The 15,213-nt window shown below is 40.8% G+C and carries 9 protein-coding genes; all 9 read left to right on the forward strand.

Going from position 1 to position 15,213, the window contains the following annotated elements; translation table 11 throughout:
• The first annotated feature begins 9 nt into the window (after nt 1-9).
• The 9 genes from rplA to SNE26_RS00385 all read left to right on the forward strand — a co-directional run bounded on the left by rplA (nt 10) and on the right by SNE26_RS00385 (nt 15,191).
• The gene (rplA, locus tag SNE26_RS00345) at nt 10-708 is read left to right on the forward strand and encodes a 50S ribosomal protein L1 (protein WP_091213558.1); all 699 of its coding nucleotides are present in this window, start codon (nt 10-12) and stop codon (nt 706-708) included.
• Nucleotides 709-710: 2 nt separating this feature from the next.
• Nucleotides 711-1,229: a 50S ribosomal protein L10 gene (gene rplJ, locus SNE26_RS00350; protein ID WP_090528670.1), complete on the forward strand. Its 519-nt coding sequence runs from the start codon at nt 711-713 to the stop codon at nt 1,227-1,229.
• A 64-nt stretch (nt 1,230-1,293) separates the two neighbouring features.
• Nucleotides 1,294-1,677: a 50S ribosomal protein L7/L12 gene (gene rplL, locus SNE26_RS00355; protein ID WP_022833154.1), complete on the forward strand. Its 384-nt coding sequence runs from the start codon at nt 1,294-1,296 to the stop codon at nt 1,675-1,677.
• A gap of 251 nt (nt 1,678-1,928) precedes the next feature.
• Entirely contained in the window at nt 1,929-5,732 is a 3,804-nt protein-coding gene (gene rpoB, locus SNE26_RS00360) for a DNA-directed RNA polymerase subunit beta (protein ID WP_321557420.1), read from the forward strand.
• 111 nt (nt 5,733-5,843) lie between these two features.
• The gene (gene rpoC, locus SNE26_RS00365; protein ID WP_321557421.1) at nt 5,844-10,133 is read left to right on the forward strand and encodes a DNA-directed RNA polymerase subunit beta'; all 4,290 of its coding nucleotides are present in this window, start codon (nt 5,844-5,846) and stop codon (nt 10,131-10,133) included.
• A 225-nt stretch (nt 10,134-10,358) separates the two neighbouring features.
• Nucleotides 10,359-10,670, forward strand: a complete 312-nt coding sequence (locus tag SNE26_RS00370; protein ID WP_090528662.1) for a DUF3467 domain-containing protein — start codon at nt 10,359-10,361, stop codon at nt 10,668-10,670.
• A gap of 144 nt (nt 10,671-10,814) precedes the next feature.
• On the forward strand, nt 10,815-11,633 hold the full coding sequence (locus SNE26_RS00375; RefSeq protein ID WP_321557422.1) for a polysaccharide biosynthesis/export family protein: 819 nt from the start codon (nt 10,815-10,817) through the stop codon (nt 11,631-11,633).
• 13 nt (nt 11,634-11,646) lie between these two features.
• Entirely contained in the window at nt 11,647-14,049 is a 2,403-nt protein-coding gene (locus tag SNE26_RS00380; RefSeq protein WP_321557423.1) for a polysaccharide biosynthesis tyrosine autokinase, read from the forward strand.
• An 83-nt stretch (nt 14,050-14,132) separates the two neighbouring features.
• Complete coding sequence (locus SNE26_RS00385) at nt 14,133-15,191, forward strand: NAD-dependent epimerase (RefSeq protein ID WP_321557424.1); 1,059 nt, start codon at nt 14,133-14,135, stop codon at nt 15,189-15,191.
• The last annotated feature ends 22 nt before the right edge of the window (nt 15,192-15,213 follow it).

The following is a 15,213-nucleotide window of genomic DNA, read 5'->3' on the forward strand; positions in this document are numbered from 1 at the left end:
TTAAAGACAGTGGCAAGATTAACAAAAAATCAAAAAGTGGCACTCTCCAAAATTGAGGCAAACAAATCGTACACATTAGAAGCTGCATCGGCTTTGGTAAAGGAATTAACCCTTACTAAGTTTGATTCATCAGTTGATATAGACGTTCGTTTAGGTGTTGACCCGCGTAAAGCCAATCAAATGGTACGTGGTATTGCAACATTACCTCATGGAACCGGTAAAACTGTGCGTGTATTAGTGCTTTGTACTCCTGATAAGGAACAAGAAGCTAAAGATGCAGGTGCAGATTACGTAGGTTTGGATGATTATATTGCCAAGATTGAAGGCGGATGGACTGATGTTGATATTATCATCACTATGCCAAGTGTGATGGCTAAAGTTGGTCGTTTGGGTCGTATTTTAGGCCCGCGTAACTTGATGCCAAACCCTAAATCAGGTACAGTTACCCCAGAAGTTGGTAAAGCTGTAACTGAGGTAAAAGGTGGTAAAATCGATTTCAAGGTTGATAAAACCGGTATCATCCACACTTCAATAGGAAAAGCATCTTTCTCTGCAGATAAAATTTATGAGAATGCATTAGAAGTATTGCAAACAATCTCTAAATTAAAACCTTCTGCAGCAAAAGGAACATATTTCAAGAGTATTCATATCTCTTCAACTATGTCGCCTGGAATTACAGTTGAAACTAAATCAGTAGCGGGGATCTAATCATGAATAAAGAAGAAAAATACGACCTTGTTGTAGCCCTAACTGAGCAAATCAAAGAGTATGGTAATTTTTATATCACTGATACCTCTGATTTAACTGTAGCCAAGATCAACAACATCCGCCGTAAATGTTTCGAAAACGACATTACGATGCAGGTAACCAAAAATAGCTTGATCAAAAAAGCTATGGAAGCTGCAGGCGGCGATTTTAGCCCGATATATGATGTATTAAAAGGTTCATCATCAATCCTTTTCTCAAAATCAGCAACTGCTCCGGCAAAGTTGATTAAACAATTGAGAAAAACAGGTGAAAAACCAATTTTAAAAGCAGCTTATATTGATTCGGCAGTATTTATCGGTGATAACCAGTTAGATACTTTAACCAAACTGAAATCAAAAGAACAACTGATCGGCGAGATAGTTGGCTTACTACAATCACCTGCCAAAAACGTACTTTCTGCACTACAATCAGGCGGAACTACAATTGCAGGCCTTGTAAAAACATTACAGGAAAGAGGTTAACGAACGCCTCACAAAGGTTCGACAATAACAAACAAAAAGCATTAAAAGTAAAAATTTAAATAAAATGGCGGATTTAAAAGCGTTTGCTGAACAGTTGGTAAACTTAACAGTAAAAGAAGTAAACGAATTAGCTCAAATATTAAAAGATGAGTATGGTATTGAGCCTGCTGCTGCTGCTGTAGCAGTTGCTGCTCCTGCTGCTGACGGTGGCGATGCTGCTCCAGCTGCTGCTGAGCAAACTGCATTTGACGTTATCCTGAAAGAAGCTGGTGGCGCTAAATTAGCAGTTGTTAAATTAGTAAAAGACTTAACTGGCCTTGGTTTGAAAGAAGCTAAAGATCTTGTTGACGGTGCACCAAAAGAACTTAAAACTGGTGTAACTAAAGAAGAAGCTGAATCTTTGAAAAAACAATTAGAAGAAGCCGGAGCAGTAGTTGAGGTTAAGTAATTTAACCTACTGAAATATAGCATCAAGACTCCGACCATAAACGGTCGGGGTCTATTGCTGTTTATAAAGGTTTGGAGTGTAGATATCCGATAGGAGATGGTAGATATGAGATTTAAGATATGAGATTTTTGCCGCTTGCGTTAGCGGTATCTGTCTGAATCGTATTTCTGTTCTCAAATCCAATGCTCATGTCTCAAAATCCTAAATCTCACATCTATCAAAGTTTATTAATAAACTAAAATTTAAATACCTTGGCAAACAATAATAATCAAAGAGTAAACTTTGCAACCAGCAGAAAGGTACTTGATTACCCTGATTTTCTGGATGTTCAGTTACAATCTTTCCAGGAATTTTTTCAATTGGAAACCACTTCCGACAACCGTTACAAAGAAGGGCTGTTTAAAGTGTTTGCCGAAAACTTTCCTATTTCAGATTCAAGAAACATCTTTGTCCTGGAGTTTCTTGACTACTTTATTGATCCGCCACGTTATGATATACAAGAGTGTATTGAACGCGGATTAACTTACAGCGTACCATTAAAAGCCAAGCTTCGCCTGTCATGTAATGATGAGGAGCACGAAGATTTTGAGACAATTGTACAGGACGTATACCTGGGTACTATCCCATACATGACGCCAAAAGGTACATTTGTTATTAATGGTGCCGAGCGTGTAATTGTATCACAGTTACACCGTTCGCCAGGTGTGTTCTTTGGTCAGAGCCGCCATACCAACGGTACAAAATTATACTCGGCCCGTGTTATTCCTTTCAAAGGTTCATGGATTGAGTTTGCTACAGACGTTAACAACGTGATGTACGCTTACATTGACCGTAAAAAGAAATTCCCGGTTACTACGTTACTTCGTGCCATTGGTTATGACTCTGATAAGGATATATTAGAGTTATTTGAACTGGCCGACGAGGTTAAAGTAAGCAAATCAGGCCTTAAGAAATATATTGGCCGTAAGCTTGCTGCAAGGGTACTTAAAACATGGATCGAAGACTTTGTGGATGAAGATACCGGTGAGGTAGTTTCTATCCCTCGTAATGAGATCATCCTTGAGCGTGAAACCTTACTGGAAGACGACCATATTGATATGATCATCGACTCTGGTGTTAAAACCATCATTCTTAACAAGGAAGATGCTTCAACCAGCGGTGATTATACTATTATATACAATACCTTACAGAAAGATACTTCCAACTCTGAGAAGGAAGCGGTTGAGCATATCTACCGTCAGTTACGTAACGCTGAACCACCTGATGAAGAAACAGCACGTGGTATCATCGATCGTTTATTCTTTTCAGATAAAAGATATGACCTGGGCGATGTGGGCCGCTACCGCATCAACCGTAAATTAAAACTGAGCACTTCGGAAGAAACTAAAGTTTTAACCAAGCAGGATATCATAGCGATTGTTAAATACCTGATCAAATTAATCAACTCAAAAGCTGAGGTGGATGATATCGATCACTTGTCAAACCGTCGTGTACGTACCGTTGGTGAGCAGCTTTACGCCCAGTTTGGCGTAGGTTTGGCACGTATGGCCCGTACCATCCGTGAGCGTATGAACATTCGTGACAACGAGGTGTTCACACCAACCGACCTGATCAACGCGCGTACATTATCATCTGTGATCAACTCGTTCTTCGGAACAAACCAGTTATCACAGTTCATGGACCAAACCAATCCACTGGCAGAGATCACGCACAAGCGTCGTCTGTCAGCCTTAGGCCCCGGTGGTCTGTCGCGTGAGCGTGCAGGTTTCGAGGTTCGTGACGTTCACTACACCCACTACGGCAGGTTGTGTACTATCGAAACTCCCGAAGGTCCGAACATTGGTTTGATCTCGTCACTTTGCGTACATGCCAAGATCAACAACTTAGGCTTTATCGAAACACCGTACAAACGCGTGGTTGAAGGTAAAGTAATGGTTGATGAGCCGGTTATCTATTTATCTGCTGAGGATGAAGACGGTAAAACCATTGGCCAGGCAAACGCGGTTTATGATGACAAAGGTGAGTTTGAATTGCCACGTGTAAAAGCACGTTTCGAAGGTGACTTCCCGGTTATCGAGCCAGAGCGCCTGGATTTGATGGACATCGCGCCAAACCAGATCACTTCAATCGCGGCTTCGTTGATTCCGTTCTTAGAACATGATGACGCTAACCGTGCATTGATGGGTTCAAACATGCAACGCCAGGCCGTACCATTGTTGCGCCCTGAAGCGCCAATTGTTGGTACAGGTTTGGAAGGCCGTGTAGCAAAAGACTCCCGTACCCTGATCAACGCCGAAGGCGATGGTGTGGTTGAGTATGTTGATGCCAACGAAATCCGTATTAAATATGACCGCAACGAACTTGATCGTTTGATCTCGTTTGAAGGAGATAGCAAAAGCTACCGCTTAACCAAGTTTAAGAAAACCAACCAAAGCACCACCATGAACCTTAAGCCAATTGTTAAAAAAGGCCAGAGGGTTGAAAAAGGTGAAGTACTTTGCGAAGGTTACGCTACCCAAAATGGCGAGCTTGCATTAGGCCGTAACCTTAAAGTAGCGTTCATGCCTTGGCAGGGATATAACTTTGAGGATGCGATCGTGATCTCTGAGCGTGTTGTATCGCAGGATATATTCACTTCAATCCACGTTGAAGAGTTCGAGCTTGAAGTTCGTGATACTAAACGCGGTGAGGAAGAATTAACACCGGATATCCCTAACGTATCAGAAGAAGCTACTAAAGACCTTGACGAAGACGGTATCATCCGTGTTGGTGCTGAGGTTAAAGAAGGCGACATCCTGATTGGTAAGATCACCCCTAAAGGTGAATCAGACCCTTCACCGGAAGAAAAATTGTTACGCGCTATCTTCGGTGATAAAGCAGGTGACGTTAAAGATGCTTCATTGAAAACCCCGCCGTCAATTGCCGGTGTTGTTATCGATACCAAATTATTTTCACGTGCTAAGAAAACTTCAAAAGCTGAAGAAAAAGCACAATTGGAAAAATTGGACAACAAGCATGATAAAGCTGTAAAAGATCTGAAAAACACTTTGATTGAAAAGTTATTTGAGATCGTTAACGGTAAAACTTCACAAGGCGTTTATAACGTTTACAAAGAGTTACAGGTTCCTAAAGGTGTTAAATTCACCCAGAAAATATTAGTTGAGCTTAATTACGATAACATTAACCCAACTAAATGGACTACTGATGACGATAAAAACGATCAGATCAAGATCCTTCTTCATAACTTCAACATTAAGTACAATGAAGAGTTGGGTGCTTACCGTCGTGATAAATTCGCTATCAGTGTGGGTGATGAGCTTCCATCAGGTATCGTGCAAATGGCTAAAGTTTACATCGCTAAAAAGCGTAAGCTTAAAGTAGGTGATAAAATGGCAGGCCGTCACGGTAACAAAGGTATTGTTGCACGTATTGTACGTGACGAGGATATGCCTTTCCTTGAAGACGGAACACCGGTTGATATTGTGTTGAACCCGCTGGGTGTACCTTCACGTATGAACCTTGGTCAGATCTATGAAACCGTATTGGGTTGGGCCGGTAAAGAGCTTGGTTTAAAATTCGCTACTCCTATCTTCGATGGTGCAAGCCATGAAGAAGTGGAAGAGTGGATCAAGAAAGCTAACTTACCTGAATCAGGCCGTACCTATTTATACAATGGCTTAACAGGTGATCGCTTTGATCAGCAAACTACTGTAGGTATTATCTACATGCTGAAATTAGGTCACATGGTTGATGATAAGATGCACGCGCGTTCAATCGGACCGTACTCCCTCATCACTCAACAGCCATTGGGCGGTAAAGCGCAATTTGGTGGTCAGCGTTTTGGTGAGATGGAGGTTTGGGCACTGGAAGCATTTGGTGCATCAAACATTCTGCAGGAGATATTGACCGTTAAATCAGATGATGTTATCGGCCGTGCCAAAACATATGAGGCTATTGTTAAAGGTGAAAACCTGCCAACCCCATCGGTTCCTGAATCATTCAACGTATTGGTTCACGAGTTACGCGGCTTAGGTTTGGATATAACCTTAGAGTAATTATTGAATTATTGAGGGATTGAATTATTGAATAATTCAGTCCTTCAGTAATTTTCGAGTAATCAATAATTCAATAATTCAGTCCTTCAATAATTAAAAATAAAGGAGACTATGTCTTACAAAAAGGATAATAAAATCAAAAGTAACTTTACCACCATTACCATCAGTTTAGCCTCTCCTGAGTCTATTCTTGAGCGTTCAAGCGGTGAAGTTTTAAAGCCGGAAACCATTAACTACCGTACCTACAAACCTGAGCGTGATGGTTTGTTTTGCGAGCGTATTTTTGGCCCGGTTAAGGATTATGAGTGCCATTGCGGTAAATACAAACGCATCCGTTACAAAGGGATCGTGTGCGACCGTTGTGGTGTTGAAGTAACCGAAAAGAAAGTACGTCGTGAGCGTATGGGCCACATCAACCTGGTGGTGCCTGTTGCGCATATCTGGTACTTCCGTTCATTACCAAACAAAATTGGTTATTTATTAGGCCTGCCTACTAAAAGGCTCGACCTTATTATATACTACGAGCGTTACGTAGTTATCCAACCGGGTATTAAAGAAGCAGACGGAATCAACAAAATGGATTTCCTTACTGAAGAAGAATACCTTGACGTGTTAGATACCCTTCCAAAAGAAAACCAGTACCTTGACGACAAAGATCCTCAGAAATTTGTTGCCAAAATGGGTGCCGAGGCTTTGGAAGAATTATTAAAACGCCTTGACCTTGATGAATTATCATTCAGCCTGCGTCACCAGGCAGCAAACGAAACTTCACAACAACGTAAAAACGAAGCTTTAAAACGTTTACAGGTTGTTGAGGCTTTCCGTGATGCAAAAACCAGGATCGAAAATAACCCCGAGTGGATGATCGTTAAGATCGTTCCGGTTATCCCGCCTGAACTGCGTCCGTTAGTACCACTGGAAGGTGGCCGTTTCGCTACTTCAGATTTAAATGACCTTTACCGTCGTGTTATTATCCGTAACAACCGTTTAAAACGTTTGATCGAGATCAAAGCACCAGAGGTAATTTTACGTAACGAAAAACGTATGTTACAGGAAGCTGTGGATTCGTTGTTCGACAACTCACGTAAAGTTAATGCGGTAAAAACTGAAGGTAACCGTGCTTTGAAATCACTTTCAGATATCCTGAAAGGTAAACAAGGCCGTTTCCGTCAAAACTTATTAGGTAAACGTGTGGATTACTCTGCCCGTTCGGTAATTGTTGTAGGCCCTAACCTTAAATTACACGAGTGCGGTTTACCAAAAGATATGGCTGCCGAGTTGTTTAAACCATTTATCATCCGCAAAATGATTGAGCGCGGTGTGGTTAAAACAGTAAAATCTGCCAAAAAGATAGTTGACCGTAAAGACCCATTAGTTTGGGATATTTTGGAAAACGTATTGAAAGGGCACCCTGTATTACTAAACCGTGCGCCTACGTTGCACAGGTTGGGTATCCAGTCGTTCCAGCCAAAACTGGTTGAGGGTAAAGCAATTCAATTGCACCCATTAACCTGTACGGCATTCAACGCGGATTTTGACGGTGACCAGATGGCCGTTCACGTACCACTTGGTAACGCGGCAATTTTGGAAGCCCAGATCCTGATGCTTGCTTCGCACAACATTCTTAACCCAGCCAACGGTACGCCAATCACTGTACCATCTCAGGACATGGTACTTGGTTTGTATTACATAACCAAAGGCCGTAAAACTGATGAAACGCGCGTGGTTAAAGGCCAGGGTTTAACTTTTTACTCTGCCGAAGAAGTAATCATCGCTTATAACGAAAAGAAACTTGACCTGCATGCTTTCATTAAGGTTAAAGCTTTAGTTAAAGAGCGCGATGGCAAAATTGTAAGCAAAATTATTGATACTACTGTAGGTCGCGTATTGTTTAACCAACACGTACCGGTTGAAGTAGGTTATATTAATGAGCTGCTTACCAAAAAATCACTGCGTGATATCATTGGTGAAGTAGTAAAAATCACCGGTATGGCGCGTGCCGCCCAGTTCCTTGATGATATTAAGGAGTTAGGCTTTAAAATGGCATTCCAGGGTGGTTTATCATTTAACCTGAAGGATATTAATATCCCTGCTGAAAAAGTTACTTTGATCGAAACAGCTTCTAAACAAGTTGACGAGGTTATGGGTAACTACAACATGGGTTTCATCACTAACAATGAGCGTTATAACCAGATCATCGATATCTGGACACGTATCAACAACCGCTTAACTGCTAACGTGATGGACATTCTGAGCAACGATAACCAGGGTTTCAACTCTGTTTACATGATGCTTGACTCAGGTGCCCGTGGTTCAAAAGAGCAGATCCGTCAGCTTGCAGGTATGCGTGGTTTGATGGCTAAGCCTCAAAAATCAGGTTCAGGTGGTGAGATCATCGAAAACCCGATCCTTTCAAACTTTAAAGAAGGTTTGTCGGTATTGGAGTACTTTATCTCAACTCACGGTGCCCGTAAAGGTTTGGCGGATACAGCGTTAAAAACAGCGGATGCTGGTTACTTAACACGTAGGCTGCATGACGTTGCTCAAGACATGATTGTTGGTGAGGTTGATTGCGGTACTTTAAGGGGTATCTACACAACAGCACTGAAAGATAACGAGGATATTGTTGAGCCATTATATGATCGTATTTTAGGTCGTACTACGCTTCATGATGTTCATGACCCTATCACTAACGAATTGTTAGCCACAGCAGGTCAGGATATTACTGAAGAAGTAGCTAAAAAGATCGAAAACTCACCACTGGAAGGTATCGAGATCCGTTCGGTATTAACCTGCGAAAGCAAACGTGGCGTGTGCGCATTGTGCTACGGCCGTAACCTTGCAAGCGGTAAACGCGTGCAAAAGGGTGAGGCTGTTGGTGTAATTGCTGCGCAGTCGATAGGTGAGCCGGGTACACAGTTAACACTTCGTACATTCCACGTGGGTGGTACCGCGTCAAACATCGCGGCTGAATCACAGATCAACGCTAAGTTTGATGGTATCATTGAATTTGAGAACGTACGTACCGTTACTTATGAAACTGCCGAAGACGGCGCTGTTGATGTTGTATTAGGCCGTTCGGGCGAGTTCCGCATCATTGAAGCCGGAAGCAATAAAGTGATTGTTACCAATAACATTCCATACGGTTCATACCTGTATGTAAAAGATGGCAGCAAGATCACCAAAGGCGACCGTATCTGTTCATGGGATCCGTATAACGCGGTAATTATTTCTGAGTTTGCAGGTATTGCCCAGTTTGACGCTGTATTGGAAGGTATCACTTTCCGTGAAGAAAGTGACGAGCAAACAGGTCACCGCGAAAAAGTGATCATCGATACAAGGGATAAAACTAAAAACCCTGCTATCCAGATTGCTGATACAAAAGGTAATATCATTAAAGGATACAACATCCCGGTGGGCGCCCACATCGCTGTTGATGAAGGCGACAAACTGCAAACAGGCCAGGTTATTGCTAAAATTCCTCGTTCAACCGGTAAAACCCGGGATATTACAGGTGGTTTACCACGTGTAACCGAGCTATTTGAAGCACGTAACCCATCAAACCCTGCTGTAGTAACCGAAATTGACGGTGTGGTAACTTTAGGTGGTGTTAAACGTGGTAACCGCGAGATCACCATTGAATCAAAAGACGGCCAGGTTAAAAAATACCTTGTACCGCTTTCAAAACACATCCTTGTACAGGATAATGACTTTGTTAAAGCTGGTATGCCACTGTCAGATGGTTCAATATCTCCTGCAGATATTCTTGCCATCAAGGGCCCTGCAGCGGTGCAGGAATACCTTGTTAATGGTATCCAGGAAGTTTACCGTTTACAGGGTGTGAAGATCAACGATAAGCACTTTGAGGTTATCGTTCACCAGATGATGCAGAAAGTTCAGATCGAAGATGCGGGCGATACCCGTTTCTTGGAACGTGAAGCTGTTGACGGATGGGATTTCATGACCGAGAATGATGAAATTTATGACAAGAAAGTTGTTACCGAACCAGGTGATTCAACTACATTAAAATCTGGTCAGATAGTTTCATTACGCCGCTTACGCGATGAAAACTCGGTATTGAAACGCCGCGACCTTAAACTGGTTGAAGTGCGTGACGCTATCCCGGCAACATCAAGCCCGATACTGCAAGGTATCACCAGGGCATCGTTAGGTACCAAGTCGTTTATCTCGGCAGCGTCGTTCCAGGAAACTACCAAAGTACTGAACGAAGCAGCTATCGCAGGTAAAAAAGACAACATGCTTGGCCTTAAAGAAAACGTTATCGTAGGTCACTTAATACCTTCAGGTACCGGTTTACGCGAGTATGAAAATATCCGTGTAGGCTCACAGGAAGAATTTGACCGCCTGATGGCTTCAAAAGCAGAAGAGCTGGAAGCTTAATTCTCAGCTGTTTGAATATTTTATTAAGCCTCCCGGTTTTCCGGGAGGCTTTTTTTATGCTTTTTTTAAAATTGTTAAAACAAAAGTAAAACATCTCTGTTCTACGTTCGGCCTTGTGGAAGGTCAATATGGGGCTGATCCGTGTTATTAAAAACAAAACAAGGCTCAATACTTACCTCAAAAAAACACTGTTTATGGAGAACGTCTTTTTGTTATTTTAGTAGCATGGAAGAACAGAATGAAAATCAGCTCAACATCGAGCTTTCAGAAGAAATTGCAGAAGGAATCTACTCAAACCTGGCTATCATTACCCATTCAAACTCTGAGTTTGTTTTGGATTTTATCCGGGTAATGCCCGGCGTACCCAAAGCCAGGGTAAAATCGCGGATTATATTAACCCCGGAGCATGCCAAACGCCTTCTTTCGGCATTGGAAGATAATATTGAAAAGTATGAAGCTATTAACGGCCGCATCAAAGTACAGCCCGATCATCCAGGCTTCCCAATGAATTTTGGCGGCACAATGGGACAGGCTTAAATTTTAATTATGATATTAAAATACACTTTTGATTAATAAATGATTACCGTTTAAGCTTTATTTTAAAAAAAATAATAATTTTCAGTTGTTTTTTTCGAAAAGTGTGTATATCTTGCACAGATTTAGAACATGTTTCTATATACCATGAAATCACTATTTATGAGGAATAAATATTTGCTTAATTCTTACATCGGAATATTCGCAATCTTAATGTCTTTAATCATATCATCATGCTCAACACCTAAAAATGTAAAGTATTTCGAAGACCTCTCAGATTCCACTAAATATTCAGCAGTTTCAAGAGCAACTTTCTCAGATCCCTTGATCCAATCAGACGATATTTTATCAATTGTAATTGAAACAATTGACCGTCAAACCTCAGAAACCATAAATCAATCCGTAACAACTCCCAGTGCACCACCTATTAATACTTTATTCCCGGCGGTGGGTAACGGTTACCTGGTAGATAGGGATGGTAATGTTGAATTACCTATACTGGGCCTTGTAAAGGTTGCAGGCTTGACAACTTATAAGGCAAGAGACCTGATCAGAACAAAGGTTAGCGAGTTTTATAAAAATCCATCTGTGCAGGTTAGATATGTGAATTTTAAGATCACCGTTATTGGTGAGGTAGCTAAACCGGCTACTTATATAATGCCAAATGAAAAAGTTACCATCCTCGATGCATTAGGCATGGCAGGAGACTTAACCATTTTTGGTAAAAGAGAAAATATCCTTATAACCAGATCAACTGATGATGGAAAACAACAGTTGGTAAGGCTTAATCTTAATTCAACCGAGTTATTCAATTCTCCTTATTACTATTTAAAACAAAACGATGTAGTATATGTGGAGCCTAACAAGGCAAAAGTTGCCTCTACAGATGCATCAAGGAACCGCGTTATAACTGTAACCGCCGCCGCTTTGTCACTAATGGTTGTTATCATCTCAAGATTATTATAATTTACTTCGCCATATGAATAATTCGAATGCCGCTTCTTCCGCAAACAGGGAAGAAAAAGGGGATCAAATAAACTTTTTAGGTTTTATAGGTAAGCTTCTGAACGATTGGTGGATTATATTGATTTGCGTTGTATTTTGTATTGCCGTTGCCGTTTTATATTTAAGATATAAAACCCCGATGTACCATATTAACGCGAGTATTATGGTTGAGGATGATAAAAAAGGCGGAGGGATGGATCCTTCACAGTTTTTAGGAGAAGACCTCGGAAGCCTTTTAGGTGCTAAAAGCAGTGTTGATAACGAAGCAGAGATATTAAAAACCCGCTACCTTATGGAGCAAACGGTAGTTGATATGAAACTTTACATCACCTACTTTTTAAAAGGAAAAGTTACCGATGTACAGCTTTACAGCGCGCCATTTGTTGTTGAACAGATAAATTCAAATGATACGTTAAAAACAACGGCTTTTGATTTAACCATCCTTAACAAAAACGAATATTCGTTAAATTACAAAACGGCGGTTACGGGCGAGTACGTAAGTAAAAAATTAAAGTTTGATGAAGTATTTGATGTTCCGGGTATAGGGCAGCTTGATATCAGGAGAAATGGCCGTCAGTTTATAGATAACGGCGAGTATACCTTTATCATCGCTTCAATCAATCAAACAGTCACAGCTTTTCAGGCAGCAATTAACGTTGCAGTTCCAAATAAGCAGGTAAGTACAATTGATCTTTCCTTAAATTACCCGATCCCGAGAAAAGGGGAGGATATTTTAAACAGGCTGATTGAGAAATATATTCAGCAAAATATCGACGATAAAAACAGGATTGCTGATAGCACCATAACCTTTATTGATCATGAGCTGGTATTCATAGGTAAGCAATTAGGTAATGTTGAAGAAGATATTCAGTCATTTAAACAGGGCAACAATATTGTTGATATTGAGGCACAATCAAAAGTGCTTATTGCCAATGCCGGCGACTACCTGAACAAAGCTGCAGACATTGATACCAAAATAAGCGTAGTAAATTCACTGATTGATTACCTGAAGGATAAAACTAAAAATAAGCGTGTAGTTCCAGGTTCTATATTTCCGGAAGATCCGGTTTTTGCGGTAGTTGTTCAAAAATATAATGAGCTTTTACAGGAGCGCGAACGACAGTTGCTAACTGTAACCGAAAATAACCCTTTTATAAAAAATCTGGATGACCGTGTTGAGTCTTTGAGGAATGATATGCTTACAAACTTAAACAGCACTAAAAGCAGTTTAATTATAAGCAAAAATGATTTAAAGAAAAATAACGGACAGATAAACGGTCAGATGCAAAAGGCGCCTGCTACGGAGCGTAAGTATCTTGATCTGTCAAGACAACAGCAAATTAAACAGCAGTTGTATATATTCCTGCTTCAAAAACGTGAGGAAACTGCTATATCAAAAACATCAACCATATCCAACGCAAGGGTTATTGATCCTCCCAAGTCAGATTATCTGCCGTATATGCCTCAAAAGCCAATCACGCTGGCAATTGCGCTTTTATTTGGTTTGTTAATACCCGTTTTAAGAGTGTATGTTAAAGATCTGTTAAACAACAAGGTATTAACCCGCGAGGATATAAGCAAAATAACTGATGTACCGGTTGTAGGCGAGATTAGCCACAACGAATCTGAACAAAACATTGTGGTAAGTGATAACAGCCGGTCGCCTATTGCCGAACAGTTTAGGGCAATGCGTACCAATTTGCAGTTCTATCTTCAAAATAAGGACGAGAAGGTGATGCTGTTAACCTCAAGTATGTCTGGCGAGGGTAAATCATTTACAGGTATCAATTTGGCATTAATGCTGGCCATTTCAGGTAAAAAGGTTTTATTGATGGAGCTTGACTTAAGAAAGCCGGGTATATCTTCAAAACTTGGTATCGAAAACCCGCTGGGCTTTAGTAACTATGTTATTTCATCCACAATGAATGCATCTGAAATAGTTTACGAAAGCTGGATAAATAAAAACCTGTTCCTGATAAGTTCCGGTCCGCTCCCTCCAAACCCAGCCGAAACCTTAATCGGCGAAAGGGTGCCCGAGTTAATGATGGAATTAAGGAAGCAGTTTGATTATATAATTATGGATGCGCCGCCAATTGGTTTGGTTACCGATGCGCAGTTGCTAAACCAATACTCAGATATGACGCTGTACCTGGTAAGGCAAAAATTCACTTACAAAACCCAGTTAAACATTGTGGAAGATTTGTATGTGAACGGCAAAATGAAGAAGATGGGCATCATTGTAAATGATATTGAAACTTCTACAACCAAATATGGTTACGGCTATGGTTACGGTTACGGCTATGGTTATGGGTATGGAGAGTATGGAGATGGCAAAACCCAAAGTAAATCATGGTTTAAGTCCCTTTTTAAAAAATAGTATTCTGTATTATTTATTATTAGGTGTTTAACCCCTGGTTCACTTTAAAAGTAAATTGTTAAATATTAATTTAAAAAGAAATAATGGCTTTGAAAATTTTAGTTACAGGCGCTGCGGGTTTTGTTGGTTTTCATTTAATTGAAAGCCTGCTAAAAAGAAATGATGTTGTGGTAGGTATTGATAGCATCAATGATTACTATGACCCTAAATTGAAATTTGACCGCTTATTAGAAAGCGGTATAGGCGCTGAAGCCGATAACTGGAACCAGGAAGTTGTAAGCACAAAAAATGCAAACTACAAGTTTGTGCGTATGCAGCTGGAAGACAAGGACCATTTAATGGCCCTTTGCGAGAAAGAGCGGTTTGATGTTATAGTAAACCTGGCAGCACAGGCTGGTGTAAGATATTCTATCGAAAACCCTGGTGCTTACATGCAATCAAACCTGGTAGGCTATCTTAATGTAATAGAAGCCTGCAGGCATTTTAAAGTTGGCCATTTTGTTTACGCCAGTTCATCAAGCGTTTACGGTTTAAATGAAACTATGCCGTTTTCGGTTGAGCATAATGTTGATCACCCGGTATCGCTTTACGCGGCAAGCAAAAAAGCAAACGAACTGATAGCGCATACATACAGTCATTTATATAAAATACCAACATCGGGTTTAAGGTTCTTTACAGTTTACGGACCATGGGGCAGGCCCGATATGGCATATTTTATGTTTACCGACTCGATACTGAAAGGAAAACCTATTAAGGTTTTCAACCATGGTAAAATGAAACGCGATTTCACTTACATTGATGATATCGTTAACGGTATTATCAACGTAATGGATCAGCCGGCTGCTCCGGATAGTACATGGAGTGGTAAAAATCCAAACCCGGCACGTTCAACAGCGCCTTACCGCATATTTAACATAGGCAATAACAATCCGGTTGAGCTGATGAGTTTCATTGAAACCATTCAGGATGCCATTGGTGTAAAAGCGGTAATTGAATTTCAGGAAATGCAGGCTGGCGATGTTACAGCTACCTGGGCTAATGTTGATGACCTGATCAATTCATTTGATTATAAGCCCGATACCCCGGTATCAGAAGGCATAGGTAAGTTTGTTACCTGGTTTAAACAATATTACAAAAATTAATTTCCCCTCTTGAGAAACATCT

The organism is Mucilaginibacter sp. cycad4, assembly GCF_034263275.1.
In the GTDB taxonomy this organism is placed as follows: Bacteria; Bacteroidota; Bacteroidia; order Sphingobacteriales; family Sphingobacteriaceae; genus Mucilaginibacter.